A 23,364-nucleotide genomic window follows, 5' to 3' on the forward strand; every position below is an offset into this window, starting at 1 on the left:
CTGGCAAGGGATTTTGAACTTATTTCAATATACGCCAAAGCGCTAATAAGCTACTCAGCACAATTAGAATAATCGAAACAAACCAAGGGCTAATAATTGCAATAGTCAGTAAAATCAGCATAGTACTGCCGAACATCCAGCTACGGCGTTGCTGATGTTCCATTTGCAAACGAAGTTGCTGAATTTCGCGTAACTGGCGGTCTTGCCAAGCCGACTGATTTTTTAAACCATTTAAGCTATCAATAATTAAGCTTGGGAAATCTTGAGCGCCTAAAAGCAGGTCAGGTAATTGCTGGCCGAGTTCTTTTACATTTTTGACTGGGTTCATGTTGGATTTGACCCATTCCGTCAAAATTGGTTTTGCCAATTTCCAGATGTCGAGCTGCGGATAAAGATCAGTCCCTAGGCCTTCTACATGCACTAAAGTTTTGAGTAGCAGCATGAGCTGTGGCGGAATCTCAAGATGGAAGCGACGAGCAATGTCCATCACTTGAATTAAGATACCCGCAAAATCAAGTTGATCCATTGGTTTAGACACCATTGGCCCAACAGTGCGGCGCATTTCACGTGCTAACGCGTCTTGATCTGTACCCGGTGGAATCCAGCCAGCTTGATGCACAATTTGAATAAGCTGCATAAAGTTGCTGTTCATGACAGCAAGCAACATACGGGCAACTGTCATTTGGTCGTGCTTAGAAAGCTCACCCATAATTGCACAGTCCAGTGCAATAAAGCGTGGATTGCTTGGGTTAATTGTTTCTACAAAGACATTGCCAGGGTGCATGTCGGCATGGAAAAAGTTATCGCGGAATACTTGCGTAAAGAAAATAGTTAACCCTTTTTCTGCAAGTTGTGCACGGTCCATGCCTAGACGGTCAAAGGTTGCCGTATCTGAAATAGGGACACCAGTAATACGCTCAGCCACCATGACATCTTTGGTGTCCATGTAGACTTCTGGTACATACATCATGGTTGAGCCAGTGAAGTAATGGCGCATACGACGGGTGTTATCTGCTTCAATACTTAAGTCCAGCTCATTTAAAATGATTTGGCGGTAGTCTTGAATAATTTCGGTGAGATGCAATGCACGAGCAGCTTCAAGGCGGCTTTCTAAGGTATTGCCTAACCATGCCAAAATCTCAAAATCTTGTAAGATTTGATTGCGAATGTCCGGACGAGTCACTTTAACCACAACTTCACGACCATCATGCAAAGCAGCAGTATGAACTTGGGCAATTGATGCAGCAGCTAATGGCTGGTCATCAAAGCGAGCAAACAATGTATTAACGTCAGCTTTTAACGATTCTTGAATACGTTGTTTGGCAACATTGCTATCAAAAGGTTTTACCTGATCTTGAAGTAAAACCAGTTGAGCGAGCACCTCAGGTGGAATTAGGTCACGGCGAGTAGACAGTAATTGACCAAGCTTGATTGCAAGTGGTCCCATATCTTCTAAAGCTTCTTTAAGCTTTAAAGGATTTTTACGTTCACGACTCGACCATGCAGCTGGATGCATTTTAATAATATTTAATGCATGCCGAGCTTTAACTGGTAATTCATCCGCAGGGAACAACGTATCGAGTCTATAGTGCGCTGCAATACGCCAAAGTTCGAGTAAACGTGAAACGTGCGGAATCATATAAAGTCTTACCTAGTCTTGAGAGGGTTGTAGTTGTGCATTGAGTTGCTGCAATCTTGCTTCAAGACGGTCAATGTCTTGATTAAGCTTGCGAGTTGCTTGAGTTAAGTCATCCATTTCCCAGCGAGGGGCAAATAGGCCGCTATCTTCTTTTAAGGCATCTTCAGCAAAAAACAGATGGCTTTGCACCGAGCGTTTTAAATGTTTTGGTGCAAGTTGAATCTTGCCAATTTCATGAGCGAGTTGAGGACCCACCCATCTTGATAAATGCGCAGCTAAATCAGGTTCAGCTTGCTGCATAATTTTTTGAATATCCTGTAATAGGTGATAATCACCTTGGAGCGGGATATTCCCAATCTGGTCTGGATCGCTGACCAATAATTTAATCAATTCAACGACATCTTTAACATGCAAAGTTGCGGTTGCTTCAGAAATTTTGAATTGGGCATCAAAAGGACGCTGTTCAAAAATAGAAGGCTTTTCACTATGACCTGTTACGGTAGGTTCAAGACGTACTTTTTCTTGGTCAAAGAACACATCGACAGAAAGCTGCGGGCTATCAATCACAACACGCAACATTTTGCCCTGTAACTGATTAAACTGAATGCGAGTAACCGCATCCAGATCGATCAGATGATGAATGATACGTTCGACTGCACCGAGTGCCAGAATCGACCACATATCGTTATCCCTTACAGTTTGAAGCCACGGTGAACGGCAACGATACCAGCAGTAAGGTTGTGATAGTCACAGTTCTGGAAGCCAGCATTTTCCATCATACCTTTTAAAGTACGTTGGTCTGGGTGCATACGGATTGATTCAGCCAAATATTTATAGCTTTCTGAGTCATTCGCAACCAATTTACCCATAATCGGTAAAGCGGTGAATGAATAGAGGTCATAAAGTTTTGAGAATGGCTCAAATACAGGTTTAGAAAACTCAAGAATCAGTAAACGGCCACCTGGTTTTAACACACGGAACATAGAAGCAAGTGCTGCGTCTTTGTCTGTCACGTTACGTAAACCAAAGCTAATGGTTACAAGGTCAAAGCTGTTGTCTGCAAAAGGCTCTAATGTTTCAGCATTGGCAAGAACGAAGTCAACATTGGTACAGCCTGCATCAATTAGACGGTCACGGCCAACATTGAGCATAGATTCGTTAATGTCTGAAAGTACAACATGACCTTGCGGACCAACTTCACGGCTAAATACTTTTGCTAAGTCGCCTGTACCGCCAGCAATGTCTAACACGTGTTGACCACGGCGGACACCAGACATGTTAATTGCAAAACGCTTCCATAAACGGTGAATACCAAATGACATCAAGTCATTCATCAAGTCATATTTGCTTGCAACTGAGTGGAAAACTTCTGCAACTTTTTGTGCTTTATCTTCAGTTCTAACTGTTGAGTAACCGAAGTGTGTTGTTTCACCAACGTTGGCAGTATTACCAGCACCACGAGGTAAATTGTATTTAGGTACAGAGCCATTCACAGGTGTGTCTGTTAAGGTTTGCTGTAAAGTTTGTTGTTGCCCTTGAGGAGTACCTTGAGGTAAAGGTGAGCTTAGGAATGGGCTAACTTTGTCTGAACTTTGTGCCTGCTCAGTTGGAGATGTTGGCTTTTGGTTTTCGTTAGACATATTGTCTCTCCTAGACTCAAACTCAAGTGAAACGGAATAAGTTCTGCATGATGACAGATTTTGTCTATTTTTACAGGCATCATCATGCAAATATAATGAATAAAATCTCAACTTCGCGAGGTTGAGTTTTTCTATGTGCCGACCTTATCACACTCTAAACGGATTCGGATGCCCTGAATGTACATTTTCAATAATCTGGCGTTCTTTTTCAGTAAAAGTCTTAATAAAGGTCTCGGCTGATTTTAACGGTTTCATCGCACTAAAACCATCTTGAATGAAATCATACATCAATTCGAAGTGATATTTTTGGGCAATACCTTTACACATTTTAAAAGCAGTAAACATCATAAATGAACGCATGTATTTATCGAGTGCTGCACCTAAATCGTCAAGAAGAGCAAGTTGTTGATAACGAGCTTCGGCCTGATTAAGCTTGATTAAGGTTAAACGCATAATCTCATCAGTGAGTACTGTATCTGCCGGATAGTCCTCAAGAAGTTGCGTTGCTACTTGCTCATCAAGTTGGGTTGCAAGTACAGCCAAACTTACTGATTTAGTACCTGTTTTAATTGCATTCTCAGGTAAGACTTTTTCTGCTTTATGCGCATATTTCAATAAGCGTTCGATTTGCGCTGCAAGAGCATCAAATTCTGGGCCACCATATAAACGATTTAAAAAGTACTCTGACATGAGCTTGTGCGCTGGCAGATTAAAAAAGTCATGATGCGTATCTTTCATCCGCTCTTTTAACCATGTTTGTACATCTTGCAAACGCTGAGCAAGTACTGGATTATCGTGATAATTAAATGTTTTATATTGTTGTAAAAGATCATCAAAAGCAGCGAGTTTAGACATTTAAGACTCTAATATTGGGCTATTTGCAAAAAATCATAAAAGGCATTGTAACCTTGTACTATGGCGAGTAGATGTAAAAAAAATGATTCATGCGTCAATTTTTAAACAGAATTTTGGCGCAATGACATAATTTGTATAGCAATTCATCATTTAAGCGCATAAGTTAAAGATCATCGAAATTAAACAATAAAAGATTAGAGCCGTGGACTATGAGTGAACAACAACCAAAATTTGAGATTCGTGATGAAGAACAGCTTTCAGTCGATTTGATTGAAGCACAATATGCGTTAAAAGAAAGTCGGGGCAAACCCAACGCTAAGAGCACACTAATATTAATGAGTGGTATTGAGCTGGCTGGAAAAGGCGAGGCTGTTAAGCAACTTCGTGAATGGCTAGATCCACGATATTTACGAGTCAAAGCAGACGCGCCACGTGTGCTGACAGATACAGAAGCATTTTGGCAATCTTACTCGGAGTTCATTCCGACTGAAGGGCAAATTGTGGTGATGTTTGGCAACTGGTATAGCGATTTGCTCGTCACGGCAACGCACGTGTCTGAACCTTTGGATGAAGCACGCTTTGATGCTTACGTTGAAAATATGCGGGCATTTGAGCAAGATTTAAAAAATAACTATGTCGATGTGGTTAAAGTCTGGTTCGATCTGTCATGGAAATCGCTGCAAAAACGTTTAGACAAGATAGATCCATCTGAACAGCACTGGCATAAACTGCATGGCCTAGACTGGCGTAATAAAAAACAATATGACACTTTGCAAAAGTTACGTCGTCGTTTTACCGACGATTGGTACATTATTGATGGCGAAGATGAAAAGCGGCGTGATCAGTTTTTTGCTCAATACCTTTTACAACACATGCGTCAACTTCCAGAGCATGAAACCGAAGTTAAAGGAAAATGGCAACAAGCCCAAATTCCCGAGAGTTTATTAAACCCTTCTAACGAACCACTTGAAAAAGCAGAATATAAAAAAGAACTCGATAAACTAAGCAAAAAAATTGCTGATTCAATGCGTTTCGATAAACGCAATGTCGTCATTGCTTTTGAAGGCATGGACGCAGCTGGTAAAGGTGGGGCCATTAAGCGAATCGTTAAAAACCTAGACCCGCGTGAATATGATATTCACTGTATTGGAGCACCTGAACGTTTTGAAGCACGTCATCCTTACTTATGGCGCTTTTGGAACCGCATTAATGAGGCCGAAAAAATCACGATTTTTGATCGGACATGGTATGGACGTGTACTCGTTGAACGTGTCGAAGGTTTTGCTTCACCTTTAGAATGGCAGCGTGCCTATGATGAAATAAACCGCTTTGAAAAAGATTTATTTGATAGTCAAACGATTGTAGTAAAAATTTGGCTGGCGATTAGTAAAGATGAGCAAGAGCAGCGTTTTAAGGCCAGAGAAGAAACACCGCATAAACGCTTTAAAATTACCGCAGAGGATTGGCGTAATCGTGATAAGTGGGACGATTATTTAAAAGCGGCCGCAGATATGTTTGAGCGAACTAGTACTGAATATGCACCTTGGTATATTGTCGCAACCGATGATAAATATACGGCACGTTTAGAAGTGTTGAAGGCCATTTTAAAACAGCTGAGAGCAGACTAAGCTCTCAGCTACAAGGCAAACATTAATTTACAATAGTGCTACGGCTTTTTTGCTGAATACGTTTTGCAAGGTTATAACTATCATTCAGATGAGTTTCTGCTATTTTTTTCATCATGAAATAGCCCAAACTTGCTGCTACAATTTGCCCACCTAGTGGTATAAATTTAGTCACCTGTTTCGTTACGATTTTGCCAAGAAAGCCATTAAATGTTTTTTTAACTGTAGTACGCGCTACTACAAAGCCTGAAAATTCAAAACCGCGTTTACGTAATTCATCCCAATGAATTGTTTTAGTTTTCGGGTCGTAGACACTCACGTGTTCAGGTGCTAAGCCAAAACGGGAATTGATATCTGGAATAAGGTACGACAAAATTCCCAAATCGACTGCCACGTCAAAAAAAGGAATCGGTACAATTGCCGCTCCTGCTGAGACGTAAGCTCGTTTTTTGATGAGATCATGACACTCATCGCGAATTTGTTCCAGATTTAGGCTAGGATCAATATAGTCAGGAATCTTGTCAATTTTCATAATGTCTACCTGTATAAGTTTCTTGATGGCGTCATTTAAACCAAGTGTAAGTGACCCCAAAGTTAAATTATGCTGTGTTTAAAACAACGTGACATAGTCAGATTCAGTTGTATAGTAATGAATGTTTATGATTTTGTGCATAAATTATGCAAGCAGGATATGAAATAAATGGGGATTCATGTTATTCAAAGTCAACGTATTGATGTGTTGTTGCAAGGTGTATTGACGTCTACATCTCAAGCTTCAACGCATCCATTACAGGTTTTGAAAACCCAGCATTTTATTGTTCCAAGTCCTGCGGTCGAGCAGTGGCTGATACAAAAACTTGCAGAACAGCAAGGCATGAGTGCTAATTACCAGTTTCACCAACGGGTACGCGGCTTCCAGTGGTACGCCTACCAGCAAGTTTTAACTGCGCATAAAGAACAGGTTCGTAAAGCGAACATCCCACGTTTAATTTTTAAATGGCGGGTGCATCAAGCTTTGCACGAATTCATTCAACCTGACACGATAAGTATAGATTCATCGCATCCTTTGCATTCTATTGTTCAGCGTATTTATGACAGCGCAGATCGACTTGAACAAGGCATAGACAAACAATTAAAAAAACAAAAAATGCTGTACTGGGTCGCTGAGCAGGTTGCTGATCTATTTAGTAACTATATGATTTATCGTGGGCAATGTCAGCGTGGTTGTGAAAATAGTTGTACCTGTCCGGAAAACTGGTTGTCTGCTTGGGGGCAGGGCCGAGCACTAGATATTGAAAAATATATTGTGCAAAAAGATGAAGAAGTGACTGCTTTTGCATTACATCAAACTGAGGAGCTAGAACGTTGGCAGCGTTGGTTGTGGCAACAACATTTTCATGATGACTTTTTGCAGATGCAGCAAATTGATGCATTGTTTTGGCAAGAGTTAGATCATCCAGACCGCAGTAAGCGTGCTATTTCAAGATTACCTAATCAGGTGGTGATCTTTACGTTATTAGATTTGCCGCCAAGCCAGTTACAGTTCTTGCGCCGTTTAGGCCAATACGTTGATGTACTGATTTTGCACTATAACCCTTCACAAGAATATTGGGCCGATAGTGTCGATCCACTCTGGAAGCAGCGTTATGATTTAGGTGTAAAAGAGCGTTTTATTGCGAAAAATCCAAAGGCTACTGATACTGAAATTAGCGATTTCTTTAATAAATTTACACTCAATTTTAATGCTGAAGCGCGTGAGTCTAGACATCCGCTTTTAACCAGATTAGGAAAACAAGCCCGCGACCACTTTTCACTATTATCAAATTTATCTACGGGTGAAGAGGGTAAATGGGTTGATGCTTTTGTGGATGATTTCCCTGAAAGTTTACTCGGTAAAGTTCAGTCAGATATTTTGCATTTAGTGGAACCTCAAGCTAAGCAATATGAACTCGCTCCAGACGATGACTCTATTCAGATCCATGTTTGTCATTCAACTTTACGTCAGCTTGAAGTTTTAAAAGAGCAATTGATTGGTTGGTTGGCCAAAGCACATGAACAGCCGCGCCGACCAAACGATATTTTAGTTTTAGTTCCTAATTTGGCCGACATAGAGCCTTTAATTCGAAGTGTATTTCCTGCTACTGCCACTGAGCCGGGTGTGCATTTGCCAGTCAAGATTGCAGGTGTTGCATCACTTGATGCACTGAATGCTTGGCGTGCCGTAATTGGGCGTATTCAGCTGATGCAAGGACGTTTTAGCTTTGATGATTTTGCTGACTGGTTAAGCTTGCATGCGACTCAGCAACGATACGAACTTGAATATGCTCAGGTTGAGCGAATTTTAAATTTACTCGCCGATGCAGGCTTTAAACGAGGATTGGATGCAGAGCATCTCAAGCGCAGTTTGTGTGAGGGTGATGATGATTATCGATATAGTTTTAAATTTGCCTTAGAGCGATTGGCCCTTGGCATTGCTGTGCCTGTGCATGCAACATTTAATCAGGTGTTGAGTTATGCCAAAGTTCAACCGAGCGATTTCGAGTTGGTGGGTACACTCATTCAGATTTATCAGGATTTGAATGAGCGTCGTGATTGGCTTACTCTGCATGAGCAGGGGAAAGTCTATACCGTTGAATATTGGCTTCAGGTACTGAGCAAAGATATTGTTGAATTTGAGCAGGTTGGTGTTGCTGCCCTAAAAGCTGTGCGAGAAATTGTTAAAAAACAAGAGCGAATGTTGACCCTCGCAAGCTATTACGCCGAGACAGAAACAGGAACTTTGCGCAAAATCACCTTGCCACTACCTTATATTATTGAAGAAATTCAACGGACTTTAGAAAGTCAAAGTGCGCAAGCTGAGCCGACTGGGCAAATTACTTTTGCCCAAATTGGACACATTCGACCGTTACCTTATCGTTTAATGGTCATGCTAAATCTTGATGCAGGGCAATTTCCAAACCGCGATACCCATGTTCCATTTGATTTAATGGATGCACTGCGCCAACAGTTAGGTGACCGCTCTCGACTTGAAGATGATCAAGGTGCTTTTTTAGATGCTTTATTATTAGCACAAGACAATTTATGGCTGTTTTATAACGGTTTTGATGTGAATGATGGTGAGGTGCGAGAACCTTCCAGTATTCTTCAAGAGTTCCGTGAACACCTTGCCTTGATTGTGAAAGCTGAAGATGGTGTACCTGAAAATGTAGTTATTGAAGGAATTGAGATTCCATCACAATTAAAACAACTCTATCACTTACATGACTTACAGCCCTTTGATCCGAAAGGTTTTACTGTAGAAAAAAGTGTTATTCGCTATCAAGATCATTGGTTTAAGGTCGCTTCACAAATTCAGCAAATTTCAGGAAACCGTCAACCTTGGGCGAATACGACCTATCCGCTGCAAGCCCCTGACATGTTGGTTTTAGATAGCCAGCAATGGATACAGGATGTGACATTCCCTGCACGCCTCTATTTAAAAACTTTAGGGGTAGAAAACTTAGGAAGTGTCGGAGTGCTCGACCAAAATGAACCTTTGCTATTAGATGGTTTAGGGCGCTATGCGATCCGACATTTTTTACAACAATCTGAACAGCAAGCACAACCTGAAGTATTAATTGATCAGTTGCCTGTAGGTAAAGTCAAATATAGCGCATGGCAACAAGGTGTTTTTGAGCAAGAATGTTTGCTTGAACGCCTTCATCATTATGCACCTGCAGTGACACAAACAACTCAGCGTATTTGGCGAATTGCTAAACAGCTTCATATGAATATTACCGTTCCGAAGTCTGAAACTCGGGACTGGGTCAGCATGGAACCTTCAAGTGCTCGCGCAAAAAGACGTGCTAAAGTTTGGTTAGAATATCTGCTCTGGTTAGCTTATTTGAATGAGGGTAGTGCCGGAGCTGAAAAGCGCCGTATTGTGGTTTTTAGTGATCAAACTGTGATTTGTAGTGGTGTAAGTTCTGAGCAAGCTCGGCAATATTTACAGCCATGGTTTAAAATCTGGCGTCATGCACAGCAACAACCTTTGGTTCTACCAGCAGCTTTATTATTAAAGCCGCTAGAAAAAGCTAAAGCATATCAGTGGGAAACAGCAGATCAGGCAGAAAAAGCAAAACTGGATGAGAAGAGCTACACTGAGCTGTTAAAATACTGGAATGAAACAGGGTCATTTACCACAATGGATATGACTCAAAATGAAGCTTGCAAGTTGCATCGAGACTGGAGCTTTATTTTACAAGAACAAGATGCGCAAGCTTTGCTTCAACATGCTTGTGATGAGTTTGCGTATGATCTGTATCATCCGGTTTTTCAATTTCAACATTCGGAGTAAGACATGAACTCAAGAGTACAGGTGTCTTATCAACCTATTATTGATATTGAATTTAGTGGTTTACACTTAATTGAAGCTTCGGCAGGTACAGGAAAAACCTATACTTTATCGAGCTTAATGGTCCGTATCTTTCTCGAAAAATACTTGCCTAGACAAGTCATTGCGACCACGTTTACCCGTGCAGCCGCTGCTGAGTTAAAAAGCCGTATTCGCGCCCGTTTGATCGAAACGTATCGTTACTTAGAGACCAAACGCAGTTTTACAGAACAAGAAATACTTACGCAGGCCGAGCAAGAGCCTGACTTATTACTCCAACATATTTTAAAAAGCTTTGCGACGCGTATTGCCTATGCGTGTGAGCGTTTAAAATTGGTCATCGATCAGTTAGACGAGTTATTTGTCGGGACACTCGATAGCTTTAGCCAAAAACTATTACGTGAGTTTGCCTTTGAGAGTGGCAAAATTGAACGCGCTCAAATTACCGATGATGCCAAAACTTATAGCCGACAACTGATTCATGATGTTTTACGTGAATGGATACAGTCTCAACCTCAAACCGTAATTGATGCTTTATATCTGGCAGGAGAGTTAAAAAGTGTCGATAGTTTTGTCAAACTGGTCGAAGACTCACTTAACTTTAGTTCTGCTCATTTTAAACTTCCCGAAAAACCAACCATTCAATTTGAACAACTTGCTCAGCTCAAACAGTTGGCAACAGAAATTGACTTAAGTCTTTTAGAGCCGTATTACTTGCTTGATGGCGAACACTATAAGCATGTGAGCGGGACGGTATTTCGTAATGGGGCGTTTAACAAATTATTTAGCGAGTGTTTACCGCAGCTTTTGCAAGTTCTAACGCAAAGCGACAGCATTTTGGTTTTTGATGGGTCTTTGACTGCACAACGTGAGCTTGTTTTTAAGTTTTTAGGTCAACTTGTCGATCAAAAAGTTTTCAAGAAATGTCCTGCTGAAATTTCAGATGGTTTCTATCAACATCCTTGTATTCAACAGATTCAACAGCTATTTGGTGTGCTGAAAAACTATGCCGAGCAGTTCGACCAGCTTCATATTTTTTTAAAAGCCTATTTATGTGTTGAGGTTAAAAAACGTTTACCACAAGTTTTACAAAATAAAGGTGAAACTACTTTTTCTCAGCAAATTCGAACACTTTCTGAAGCTTTAAAAGGTGAACAGGGACAGCGTTTCGCTGTGTTTGTGCAGGCGCGTTATCCCTTAATTTTGGTCGATGAATTTCAGGATACCAACCAAGATCAAGACGACATGCTGGCGAGCATTTGGCGCCATCCAGAGCGCTACCACAAAGGCTGCATGATTATGGTAGGTGACCGTAAACAGGCAATTTACGGTTTCCGTGGTGGGGATATGCTCACCTTTTTAAATGCCTATAAAGATATTCAAGCCAAACATGGCCGCGAATATAAGTTAATTCATAACCATCGTTCCGTTGCAGATCTGGTTAAAGTGGTCGACGCCTTATTTCAAAGGCAAATCGACTTTGGTGAAGAGGTTCAATATGACCCAATTCGAGCGGGCACTCGACCTCATCCTGTACTGATTGAGCAGAACAATCATAATCCTTACCCTTTGCGCTGGTTAATGCTCAAAGATAAAGAAACAGAGGCTCAGCAAGTTGCATGGAAGATTCGAGATCTACTTAACCAGTCACATGCCGGACAACTATATTTTCAAAAAGATGCTCAGACTCAAACCTTAAATGAAGACGATATTGCGGTATTGTCTCGTAATCATGATGGGCTGGATAAAGTTCAATTTGAGCTAGAGCGTTTAGGAATACGAGTTAACAGGCCATCAAAACGAAGTGTTTTCGATTGCTCGATTGCTCAAGATGTGGGTGCTTTGTTGACTGCCATACTTCATCCTTACGATGAGGCAAAAGTGAAGCGAGCTTTAATTAGCCGTCTATTTGCTATGGACCTGAAACAGCTGTTGCAACTTGAGCAGACAGCCGAAGGGTTAAGCCAGTTTATGACTGGTTTTGACACGATTAGAGAGTTGTGGTCCGCTCAAGGCTTTTTAGTGGCATGGCAACAATGTCTCATCCAGTTTGATATATGGCAAAATTTAGTTGCTGCTCAAAGTAAAGATAATGAACGGGTTGTCGTGAACTTGCGTCATTTAACTGAAATTTTGAGTCAGCACAGTGAGAAATACTCAGGCGCGCAAAACCTTTACCATTGGTATCTCAAACAGTTGAGTTCTCCTCTTGATCGTGATTGGGAGTTAGAGCGTAAATTATCGAGTGAAGCTGGTGTTCAGCTCATGACAATTCACCAGTCAAAAGGGCTGGAATTTAAGATTGTATTTTTACTAGGTGCAGACAAGCCCTTTCGAGAAAATAATAAAACACTCAATTTTTCGACCCAAGACATTGTCAAACCAGACTCAAACCAGACTTTGACTCGACGTGTCGTTGCGATTGCTGACAAGACCTATTTGAATGAAATAGAACTTAAGCAGCACGAAGAACGAGCGCTCGCTGAACAGAATCGGCTTTGGTATGTTGCTTTAACGCGAGCAAGCCACCGCGTCTATGCTGTTCTACAAGATATTGATGGCAAGTCAGTATCAGGCCTCGCGTTTTGGAAAAATAGGACTGAGCCTTTTCAACATCGTTGCTGTACGGATGAAATGGTTTTGGAGCAGATTCCACAGACAATTCACTTAGCCAAACAAACAAGTATTATTGAAATACAAGCACAACGGTTTCCTGAACAGCGTTTTTATTCGAGAGGTAAAACTAGTTTCAGTTACTTGGCACAGCATTTAAAACATAAAGCTGGCACAGATTTATTGGCGAGTCAGAGCAATGATGCTGTATTAGCAGAAGATGAGTTAGACTTAATCAACACTGCTGAAGCAAGCAGTGCTCAGCCGATTGACTGGATAAAGAGTAACTTCCCTCGAGGAACGCTTGCCGGTAATTTCTTGCATGAAATATTTGAACATATCGACTTTCAATGTTCAGATGAGTGGATCATAGAAATACGTCGTCGTTTTAAAAATGACTATAGTGGCCTTTGGCAAGATTTACTTAATAAATATAACGAGAGTTTCCCAGAGCAAGAGGACGCCGAGAACCTGCTTTACCAGTCAGTTGCAGACTGGTTGAAAGATATTTTGCGAACACCGCTTTATCAAGGTTTCCGGCTCAATCAGCTTCAACAAGAACAGTATTTGTCAGAGTTTCCATTTTATTTGGCGCTCTCAGATCGAGTTTTAGCCATGACACGTATTCAGCAACTCTTCGCTGAGTATGGGTTGAATATGCCGGAGTTACTTGAGGCTCGCTCAGCACGTTACCTCAATGGTTCTATCGATTTGGTTTATTTTGATGGGCAGCGTTATCACATTGCCGATTATAAAAGTAATTACTTAGGTGATGATCTTGCAGACTATCGTAGCGATAGCATTGCTCAAAGTATGTCTTTGGCAAGTTACTGGCTACAAGCAGGTTTATATCTCGTTGCGTTACACCGCTATTTGCAAGTCAAAATGCAGGATTATCAGATTGAGCAACATTTGGGTGGGGCAACTTATCTTTACTTACGTGGTATGAATGGTGAAGCGGAGCAGGGGTATTATTACTGGGAACCTAGTGTCGAGTTTATCCTTCGTCTTGATGCCATTTTGGGATATTTTGCTGAGGATAAAATAGCATGAAAAATGCTGATAAAAAGCGTAATTTGAAGATTAACAAATACTTGACATGTGGATAAGCCTGTCTATAACCATGTGGACAAGCGTGTGGAAAACTAGGTGGATAAGTGTGTGGACAATCTAAATAGCCCTGAACAAGCCGATTTAAGCTGGTTAACAACGTGGAGTAACTTCTTAAATCAGGTTCCATTTACTGAACAATCGCAAGTACCAGAAGCCACTTCTTACTTGCAACAGCTTATTGAAGCGAGCTTACAAGGCGATAGTTGTATTGATATCAGTTCAGAGCAAATTGCAGCACTTGGTCAGCTTGCTATATCTGCCGATCAAGCAACTTCAAAAGTTGCGCCATGCGTCTACGATGAGCAGGGGTTGGCATTATACCGATATTGGCACCTAGAGCAACGACTTGCAGAACAAATTTGTCGATTAAAGCAACAATTAATTCAACCTGTTTCTTGTGATGACTATTTAGACCTGCTTACCGATCCTCATCAACAGGCAGCTTTAAAGATGGTTGCTCGGCAGGGCTTGAGTATTATTACGGGTGGGCCAGGTACAGGCAAGACTTATACACTTGCACGTATCATTGCTGTACTTAGCCAAGCAATTCCACATATTCGTGTGGCGATGGCTGCTCCAACAGGTAAAGCCGCACAGCGCATGCAAGAGGCCTTACAGAACTCATTTAATGACCCTAAATTGCTTGAGTCTGGATTAGTGAGTGAAGAGCTAAGAAATCAGGGAACACAAACGATTCACCGTTTGTTAGGGATGGGACATAGTCAGACACCACGGTTTAATCAAAAACAGCCTTTGCCTTATGACGTGATTGTCGTGGATGAGGCTTCTATGCTGGATTTAAACCTGGCTACTCTTTTATTTGAAGCTGTGCCTGAGTCCTGTCGAATTATTTTATTAGGAGATGCAAATCAGCTCGCTTCCGTCGATGTCGGGGCAGTTCTTGCTGATTTACAGCAAATACAGGCATTGGCTGATAACCGAGTACAATTACAAACCAGTCGTCGTTTTGCTGAAGGGGCACTGATTGGGCAAGTTGCTAAATTTATTCAGGCGCAAACTCATCAACAAGACCATGTAGAAGTTTTACAGCGGTTTGAAGTTGATATTGTTCAGGTGTCAGAATTAAAGCCTATAGTTTTACAAAGTGACATGCCAGATGTGGTTCAGCTTGAGTATTTACCAGAAGGAAATCACGCAGAAGTCGAAATTTATTATCAGAAACTCATGTTAGGTTTCCAAGGCTATGTAAAGAGTCTAAAAAACTATTTAAAAGAAGAACGCTCGATTGAACAGGTTCAAAACGTAGTAAGAGCATTCGATGACTATCGTATTTTAACGGCGGTCCGTCACGGCCCATTTGGCTTACAACAGTTAAACCAGTATGCGCAGCGCTGGTTACAACAACAGTTATCAATAGTTACAGTGGGTGGTTGGTATGTAGGTCGTCCGGTGATGATGACTTATAACGATTATCAGCTCGGTATTTCAAATGGGGATATTGGTTTGTGCTTTGAGCATAGAACTCAGCCACAACAATTTGAAGTATATTTTCCAAGTTTGAACAAATGGGTCGCTGCGAATCGATTGCCTAAAAGTATTCAGAGCGCATTTGCCTTAACGATTCATAAATCGCAAGGGTCTGAATTTACTCATACTGCTGTCGTTTTAGATCAGGCTGCCAAGAACTTATTAAGCCAAGAACTTATTTACACTGCGATTACACGCGCTAAGAAAGTAGTCAGTCTTTTGGTGCATCAAGAGGCTTTATTACAAGCATTTACAGTTCGTACTACACGGAAAAGCGGTTTAGTTCAAAAAGTTAATCGGTTAGTTCGTTAAGCCAAACTTAATATTTTCACCCTTGTAAGAAAAAGCTTACATAGATTCGAGATATTTGCTGCTAGAGTACACTCCGTGTTTTTGAGATTATAAACGCACAACGAGCTTGGCACGGAATGTCGGGCAAAATCGCACAATAATAATAACTTAAGTCGAGAGACTGCGAACTTACAATGAAGTAGGTGTATAAAGAGGAAACTTACAGCCGCTAAGCCTTGTAGTTTTGGGAGAGACTACAGGGCTTTTTTATCTTTTGCTTTTCTAATGCTCCTAAAAAACTACCAGAAAAGATCAATTTTAAGCCTATCTCTAGTATATTTCGGTTGAGAAAAATATATCAATAATATCAATATATTTATCTGTAATATGATTCTTAAATAAGCATTTTTCCTGTGAATTGTTAAGTTATATGTTATACAGAACTGTACGTTAAATGTTGAAAATGACTAAACACCAAATATTATACAGACCTGTACGTTTTTACTTACATGATGATAAGAAAAATACTACTTTTCTTCATAATTGGATGTGTCACAATACATCACATAAGGAAATAGAAACGAAAACATTGGAAGTGAGTTAAAACAACAAGAAGGATGTGACTAGCATCTCACCAACGATAATAAAAACAGTAATAACACGATAAACAAAAACTACAGCGCAAAAAACCCAAGCAGAAATGCTTGGGTTTTTTATTTGCTTTTAAACTAAGTTGGTTTCATGAGAGTCGCTGCCGAATAAAGAACGACGTTGATCTCTAGGAATTCGTGGGCACTGGCTGGAGATTTGATAGAGTACTTTAGCTAAAGCAGGTAGGTGAGTACCTACTACAGATTTACCTGTCGTTAATAGGGAAACACTAATATCTCTTTCTGGATCGGCCCAGCATAAGATATTGGAGAACCCTAAATGGCCAAATGCTTGTCCTGTCATAGGACCAAAAAGGCCTACCGGGTTACTGCCTAACATTGGCCCTAAAGCATAGCGCATTGGAATTAACAAAGTCCGGTCAATGTTAACGCCTGTGGTTGGCAGTGTTGCTCTGAAAATTGTTTTCTCACTAAAGATTTGCTGACCGCCGTAGCTTCCACCATTTAAAAGCATTTCAAAGAAGCGGCCAGCTTGTTCTGCACTGGTATAGATGTTTCCAGCTGGACAAATGGTGTCCATAAAACGACTATCGTTCGTCACATCAACTGCAAGTTGTAAGCCGCCACCTAACACATGATTCAGGTAGTGATCGGTACCAAGGCGAGGGTGCAGACCTGTTGCACAGTTTAAGGCGACTTCTGAACGGTATTCTGGTTTTAAGCCATAATTGAAATAAGGCATCCCCATTGGTTTTTCAATAGTTTGATGTACAAATTCACGTAAATCCTGCCCAGTCACCCGTTCAATGACTTCTCCTAAAATATAACCTGCCGTAACAGCATGATAGGCAAGGTGATTGCCAGCAGGAGACACAGGTCGAGCAGCATATAAACGTTTTAAAATTTCGTCTTTATCAAATAATAAATCTGGTGTGACATCGCCATCAATATAGGGAATGCCGCCACGATGTGCTAATAAATGAAAGATCGTTGCACGGCGCTTACCGTTGACACCATATTCAGGAACATAATAGCTCACGGGATCAAGTAAATTGATTTCACCCTTTTCATCTAATAGATGAATTAACATGGCTGTAATCATCTTTGATGCTGAAAATAGGCAAACAGGTGTATCAGGTGTTGCAATCAGGGCATTTTCTTGAAGTCCTGCCGGAGAGTTACCTTGGGCATATCCAATGCTTCGATTGAGTAAAATTTTACCTTGTCTGCGTAGACAAAAGGTAATAAGTGGATAATTTCCGGTTTTATATAGTGCCTCTATACTTTTCCAGATTTTTTGAATCTGGTGATCGCTCATTCCACCCTGTTCAGCAGCAACTTCATCTTTTTGTCGAATGACTTGCTCAATATTGTCCGGTACTGGACAAGTGTTAGTTGAAAAAATTTTCACACGTCCCTCGCGCTTCTTTCTTTTTATTCGAGGCTAGTGTGCAGGGTTAAGGTCTTGATGTCAGTGTCTAAAATGACAAGTTACTGAAAACTATTTTGCAATCCACCTATAGATACCTTAAAATAGGCGACTTGCTGTAGTGATGCACGGCAGTCAGTTGCCTCAACTGATTCATATCGTTTACTTTTTTAAGCATCTCGGAGAAATCGAATGGCTTTAACTAATGCAGACCGCGCAGAGATCATTGCTAAATTTGCTCGCGCTGAAAATGACACTGGTTCACCAGAAGTACAAGTAGCTTTATTGACTGCTCAAATCAATGATTTACAAGGTCACTTCAAAGCTCACAAACACGACCACCACAGCCGTCGTGGTTTGATCCGTATGGTTAACCAACGTCGTAAATTGCTCGACTACTTAAATGGTAAAGACCACGGTCGTTACACTGCTTTGATCGGTGCTTTAGGTTTACGTCGTTAATTCGATTTTCACTTTGTTTTCGCTATTTCGCATGTCGCAATGCTTTATCGCTGAAAAGAGAGTTTCACTTAATGCTAGGTTAAGTGATTTTTAGAAGGGGCGCTTGTGCGCTCCTTCTTTGCGTTTAACTTATTTTAAATAATTGATCTAGTGTGATGGCTTCTAAGCTTTGTCATTTATCTACCAATTGGTGTAGTCTGAATGCCAAACCTTAGGGGTCTCACTAGAATAAAATTAGGAAAATACAATACATGTCAATGTTTAATATCGTTCGTAAAGAATTCCAATTCGGTCAACATCAAGTCGTTTTAGAAACGGGTCGCGTTGCACGTCAAGCAAACACAGTTTTAATCACTATGGGTGGCGTAACTGTTTTAGTTGCAGTTGTTGCTCAACCTAAAGCAAAAGCGGGCCAAGACTTCTTCCCGTTAACAGTTAACTATCAAGAAAAACAATATGCAGCTGGTCGTATCCCTGGTGGTTACGGTAAGCGTGAAGGTCGTGCTTCTGAAGCTGAAACTTTAATTTCACGTCTTATTGACCGTCCAATTCGTCCGTTGTTCCCAGAAGGTTACTTCAACGAAATTCAAGTAACAGCAACTGTTGTTTCTTCTGACAAAACTATGGATGCTGACATTGCAGCAATGCTTGGTACATCAGCAGCATTGTCTATTGCTGGTACTCCTTTCCGCGGCCCAATCGGTGCGGCACGTGTTGGTTTAATCAACGGTGAATATGTTCTTAACCCGAACTTTGAACAGTTGAAAGAAAGTGACCTTGACCTTGTGGTTGCAGGTACAGAATCTGCTGTACTGATGGTTGAATCTGAAGCGAAAGAACTTTCAGAAGACCAAATGCTTGGTGCTGTGCTTTTCGGTCATGACGAAATGCAAATTGCAATTCAAGCAATTAAAGAATTTGCGGCTGCTGCTGGCGCTGTTGAATCAACTTGGGTTGCTCCAGCTAAAAACGAAGCTCTTCTTGAGCAATTAAAAGCAGCTTTCGAAGCGAAAATCTCAGAAGCATATACAATTGCAGTTAAACAAGATCGTTATGCAGCACTTGATGCACTTTATGCAGAAGCTTTAGCTCAGTTTGTTCCAGAAAATGACGAAACTGGTATTGCTGATGAAGTAAACGAATTATTCGAAGACCTTAAATACCGTACAGTACGTGACAACATCTTGTCAGGTAAGCCACGTATTGATGGTCGTGATACTAAAACTGTTCGTGCTATCGACGTTCAAGTTGGCGTATTAGATCGTGCACACGGTTCTGCATTATTTACACGTGGTGAAACTCAAGCGTTGGTAACAACAACTTTGGGTAATACTCGTGATGCGTTAATGGTTGATACCCTTGCTGGTACTAAGACTGACAACTTCATGTTGCACTACAACTTCCCTGCATACTCTGTAGGTGAAACAGGCCGTGAATCTGGTCCTAAGCGTCGTGAAATTGGTCACGGTCGTTTAGCACGTCGTGGTGTTCAAGCAGTTCTTCCTGCGGCTGACCGCTTCCCGTATGTAATTCGTATTGTATCTGACATTACTGAATCAAACGGTTCATCTTCAATGGCTTCTGTATGTGGTGCTTCATTATCACTTATGGATGCAGGTGTTCCGCTTAAAGCACCAGTTGCGGGTATTGCAATGGGCTTGGTGAAAGAAGGCGAGCGTTTCGCAGTACTTTCTGACATCTTGGGTGATGAAGATCACTTAGGTGATATGGACTTTAAAGTAGCAGGTTCTGCAAACGGTATTACTGCACTTCAAATGGACATCAAGATTGAAGGTATTACTGAAGAAATTATGGAAGTTGCATTAAACCAAGCATTTGCTGGTCGTATGCACATCCTAAACGAAATGAATAAAGTCATTTCACGTGCGCGTGCTGAAATCAGTGCTCATGCACCGACGTTTGAAGTTATTAACATTAACCCAGACAAGATCCGTGATGTTATTGGTAAAGGCGGCGCAACTATCCGTCAAATTACTGAAGAAACTAAAGCTGCAATTGATATCGAAGACAACGGTACTGTTCGCGTATTTGGTGAAACTAAAGCTGCTGCTAAAGCTGCAATTGCTAAGATTCAAGCAATTACTGCTGAAGTTGAACCAGGTAAGATCTATGACGGTAAAGTAATTCGTATTGTAGAATTCGGTGCGTTTGTAAACATCATGCCGGGTACTGATGGCCTTCTTCACATTTCGCAAATTTCAAATGAACGTATTGCGAACGTAACTGATGTTCTTAAAGAAGGTCAGGAAGTGAAAGTACAAGTTGCTGATGTTGATAATCGTGGTCGTATTAAATTGACTATGAAAGACATTGAACAAGCATAATTGTTCTGGTGACATGAAAAAGTCCGCTTGATGCGGACTTTTTTTATGGCATGATGCAAGTAATACAAAAACAGATCATTGTGGTATGCAGGTTTATTACTTTTATCGCCATCACGCTGACGGCTATGTCTTTTTAAGCCGTGAGCAGCATAATGAACACATTCTGGAGTTTTTCTGGATTGATAGTGTCAGAACGGATGTGGTGAACCATAACGAAGAATGGCAACAAACGATTCAGCAGCTTTCAGACGTGGTTATCAATGAATTTCATATGCGGGATATTGCGAATATTGAGCATCCTTGTGCATTTGATACGCTTGAAGAATACGACCTGCTTATTTTTAGAAAGCTCGTTACACCTGATGATGAAATTAAAAATGGGGAATCCCATGAGAGTGTATTTGGTCTAGCAACCACGCCGATTAGCTTTATTTTTACCCCTAAAGTTCTGATTAGTGTTCGTGAGCAAGGCAATAAGTCGATTGAAAACTATATTCAACGTCTCGAAAATATTTTATGTAAAACTTTGGAAGAACAAAACAAAACCCGTAAGCTGCCTAATTCACCTGTAGATTTATGTTTACGTCTGCTGAATAGCATGGTGGATGGCTACCTTGATATCCGTTCACCTTTAACTAGAAGAGTTGAGCATTGGCAACAACAATTGTTGCAAGGTAATCGTCGTTTTAAACAGTGGCATCAACTGTTTCATGAAAACATGGCCTTTCAGCAGGTTGAAAATTTATGCGAAGAGCAAATCGAAACCTTACAAGAGTTTCGTGATGAAATTGTAGAAAACTATCATCATGTTATTGGTGAGAAGACGCATAGTTCTCAAGATCTTTTATTAGTTCGTTTGAATGATTTAATGAGTCATGTCGAACGTATTCAAAAACATACTTTGCGTTTACGTAGCGCCATTCAGTCGGCGATTGATTTGCACTTCTCAGCAATTGCCAACCAGACCAATGAGAATATGCGTATTCTTGCCATTATTACTGCTGTATTTGCACCGCTTACGCTTTTAACCGGTATTTATGGAATGAACTTTGAGTTTATTCCAGGGCTTAAATCACCGGTAGGTTTCTGGATTATGCTCGGTGTTATGCTGCTAAGTACTGTTTTGTTACTGTACTATTTTTATCGACAACATTTGGTGGGGCGCGGTGAAAAAAGTGTGATTGATTTACTGGCTCAACAGCATCGCCAAGATCGAATGAATTTGTTTTGGTTTCTGGAGTATGAGCCGATTAAGCAGACATTGAAGGAAGTGGAAAAGATTACTCGGTTGAAATAAAAGTGATTTTCAAAAAATGAGTAAAGTTGATGTGTTAGCATTGCCTCAAATATAGAGGTTAATTAGATATTCTTTGTATAGGCCTGTCCTTACTTTTGACTGGGCAAAAGTAACAAAACCCTTTATTGGACTGACGGTACATCCATGTTACCGCAGTCCAAAAGGCGGCATCCCTGCCGCCCGTCACCTTAGTTCATGCCTGTTTTAATGGTTATTTAGAAGAAAAAATCTCAATGAAAATGCTTCAACTGTTTTCTAAGTTGTTGCACTTCATCAATCAAATCTAACATCACAGCAACTGCTGCCAAACTTGCGTCAAAGTCACGTTGCAGACGATACGCTTTACGTGCACGTGCGACATCTTCACCCATAAACTGGTGTGCTTCAGGTGTATTCTCGACTGATAAAATATCATATTCAATGAGCTGAAGAATCCAGTCAGGACTTTGGCCGCAAGCTTGGGCAAATTGTTGTAAATCAAATGTCGATTGTTCATCAACGACCTCTGCACTAAAGGTATGGCCGTCATATACAATTTCTCGATAGTGAATGGTTGTCATGATCTTGCTCCCTAATGAGATGAACGAGGTTCGAATGAAGCAAAGGCTTCTGCCAGTTGCTGATACGCTTCTTTTTCTTTTTCAGAATTTGCAGGGGGGAATACAATATTTAAAATTAAATACAGATGCCCTGGCGTTTTATTTGGTATCCCTTTGTCTTTTAAACGTAGCTGTTGTCCTTGTTTTGCATTTTTAGGTAAATTGACATGTAAAGATCCTGCCGGTGTTTTCACTTCAATACCTTGACCTAATGCCGCTTCCCATGGGGTTACATCTACGGTCAGATATACGTCACTGCCTTCGACATGAACACGGTCTGTATCTTTATACTGGATTTCAATATAAAGATCGCCGTTGGCACCGCCATTAATCCCACTTTGGCCTTGTCCACTTAAGCGAATTTGTTGACCTTCTTTCATGCCTTTTGGTATTTTCACCTGCAAGGTTTTGCGTTGAACTTCAGGTTCGCCATAAGCGTTTATGGTTGGAATTTGCAAAGTAATTTGCTGTGTTGAACCATGATAGGCAATATCAAGATCAACCTCTATGCTGGCATGTTGATCTTCACCGCGATAACTACGTTGTTGTCTTTGATAGTGTTGTTGCCCACCGCCAAAGCCTGCACCAAAGTGACCAAATAAATCTTCAAAACCACTAAAGTCTGCTTGTTCACCACCTGTAAAACCTTGGCGATAAAACTGTGCTCCATCAAAACCACCTTGTGCAGCACCCTGACCAAAGTTATTAAAACCTTGAGGGTGATCTAACATTTGGTCATATTCGGCTTTTTTTTCTGCATTGCTTAATGTGTCGTAGGCAACATTAATGGCCTGCATCTTTTCCTCTGCATCTTTTTCTTTGCTGATGTCTGGATGATATTTGCGGGCCAATTTTCGATAAGCTTTTTTAATTTCATCAGCAGAGGCTTTGCGGGTAACCCCTAATTCTTCATAATAATTTTTTGCCATAATGTTTTATCACGATGGTGTTGTTTATTTCATTATGAAACGATTTTTAGAGTTTT

General features: G+C 40.8%; 15 protein-coding genes. 7 read left to right on the forward strand and 8 right to left on the reverse strand.

Features of this window, described 5'->3' with window-relative positions; all coding sequences use genetic code 11:
• Positions 1-19: 19 nt before the first annotated feature.
• The 4 genes from HJG58_RS00385 to HJG58_RS00400 form a co-directional block, all read right to left on the reverse strand.
• On the reverse strand, positions 20-1,639 hold the full coding sequence (locus tag HJG58_RS00385) for an ABC1 kinase family protein (RefSeq protein ID WP_170247568.1): 1,620 nt from the start codon (positions 1,637-1,639) through the stop codon (positions 20-22).
• 12 nt (positions 1,640-1,651) lie between these two features.
• On the reverse strand, positions 1,652-2,320 hold the full coding sequence (locus HJG58_RS00390; RefSeq protein ID WP_005079315.1) for a ubiquinone biosynthesis accessory factor UbiJ: 669 nt from the start codon (positions 2,318-2,320) through the stop codon (positions 1,652-1,654).
• Positions 2,321-2,331: 11 nt separating this feature from the next.
• Positions 2,332-3,279, reverse strand: coding sequence for a bifunctional demethylmenaquinone methyltransferase/2-methoxy-6-polyprenyl-1,4-benzoquinol methylase UbiE (ubiE, locus tag HJG58_RS00395; RefSeq protein WP_170247569.1), 948 nt, complete (start codon positions 3,277-3,279; stop codon positions 2,332-2,334).
• 147 nt (positions 3,280-3,426) lie between these two features.
• A complete protein-coding gene (locus HJG58_RS00400) occupies positions 3,427-4,134 on the reverse strand; it encodes a DUF8198 family protein (protein WP_170247570.1) in 708 nt (235 codons plus the stop codon).
• 209 nt (positions 4,135-4,343) lie between these two features.
• Here HJG58_RS00400 and pap point away from each other — a divergent pair, with 209 nt between their 5' ends.
• Positions 4,344-5,762 carry a polyphosphate:AMP phosphotransferase gene (gene pap, locus HJG58_RS00405; protein WP_170247571.1) on the forward strand — a complete coding sequence of 473 codons (1,419 nt, stop codon included), beginning with the start codon at positions 4,344-4,346 and terminating at the stop codon, positions 5,760-5,762.
• A gap of 22 nt (positions 5,763-5,784) precedes the next feature.
• Here pap and HJG58_RS00410 read toward each other — a convergent pair whose 3' ends face one another.
• The gene (locus HJG58_RS00410) at positions 5,785-6,291 is read right to left on the reverse strand and encodes a hypothetical protein (protein WP_005079307.1); all 507 of its coding nucleotides are present in this window, start codon (positions 6,289-6,291) and stop codon (positions 5,785-5,787) included.
• A gap of 168 nt (positions 6,292-6,459) precedes the next feature.
• Here HJG58_RS00410 and HJG58_RS00415 point away from each other — a divergent pair, with 168 nt between their 5' ends.
• From HJG58_RS00415 to recD, 3 genes are all read left to right on the forward strand, one after another.
• Positions 6,460-10,095, forward strand: a complete 3,636-nt coding sequence (locus tag HJG58_RS00415; protein ID WP_170247572.1) for an exodeoxyribonuclease V subunit gamma — start codon at positions 6,460-6,462, stop codon at positions 10,093-10,095.
• Positions 10,096-10,098: 3 nt separating this feature from the next.
• On the forward strand, positions 10,099-13,797 hold the full coding sequence (locus HJG58_RS00420) for a UvrD-helicase domain-containing protein (protein WP_171545185.1): 3,699 nt from the start codon (positions 10,099-10,101) through the stop codon (positions 13,795-13,797).
• A gap of 108 nt (positions 13,798-13,905) precedes the next feature.
• Positions 13,906-15,657 (forward strand): exodeoxyribonuclease V subunit alpha, encoded by a 1,752-nt coding sequence (recD, locus tag HJG58_RS00425; protein ID WP_170247573.1) that lies wholly within the window; start codon positions 13,906-13,908, stop codon positions 15,655-15,657.
• A 702-nt stretch (positions 15,658-16,359) separates the two neighbouring features.
• On the opposite strand, the gene HJG58_RS00430 is transcribed toward recD, so the two are convergent.
• A complete protein-coding gene (locus tag HJG58_RS00430) occupies positions 16,360-17,658 on the reverse strand; it encodes a serine hydrolase domain-containing protein (RefSeq protein ID WP_170247574.1) in 1,299 nt (432 codons plus the stop codon).
• Between the two features lie 210 nt (positions 17,659-17,868).
• Here HJG58_RS00430 and rpsO point away from each other — a divergent pair, with 210 nt between their 5' ends.
• From rpsO to HJG58_RS00445, 3 genes are all read left to right on the forward strand, one after another.
• Entirely contained in the window at positions 17,869-18,138 is a 270-nt protein-coding gene (rpsO, locus tag HJG58_RS00435; protein WP_002114951.1) for a 30S ribosomal protein S15, read from the forward strand.
• 257 nt (positions 18,139-18,395) lie between these two features.
• Positions 18,396-20,483, forward strand: a complete 2,088-nt coding sequence (pnp, locus tag HJG58_RS00440; RefSeq protein ID WP_170247697.1) for a polyribonucleotide nucleotidyltransferase — start codon at positions 18,396-18,398, stop codon at positions 20,481-20,483.
• Between the two features lie 85 nt (positions 20,484-20,568).
• A complete protein-coding gene (locus HJG58_RS00445) occupies positions 20,569-21,780 on the forward strand; it encodes a magnesium transporter CorA family protein (protein WP_086264328.1) in 1,212 nt (403 codons plus the stop codon).
• Between the two features lie 230 nt (positions 21,781-22,010).
• On the opposite strand, the gene HJG58_RS00450 is transcribed toward HJG58_RS00445, so the two are convergent.
• Complete coding sequence (locus HJG58_RS00450; RefSeq protein WP_002114963.1) at positions 22,011-22,340, reverse strand: chaperone modulator CbpM; 330 nt, start codon at positions 22,338-22,340, stop codon at positions 22,011-22,013.
• An 11-nt stretch (positions 22,341-22,351) separates the two neighbouring features.
• Positions 22,352-23,308, reverse strand: a complete 957-nt coding sequence (locus tag HJG58_RS00455; RefSeq protein WP_170247575.1) for a DnaJ C-terminal domain-containing protein — start codon at positions 23,306-23,308, stop codon at positions 22,352-22,354.
• Between the last annotated feature and the right edge of the window lie 56 nt (positions 23,309-23,364).

This window comes from Acinetobacter geminorum (genome assembly GCF_013009345.1).
Taxonomy (GTDB): Bacteria; Pseudomonadota; Gammaproteobacteria; order Pseudomonadales; family Moraxellaceae; genus Acinetobacter; species Acinetobacter geminorum.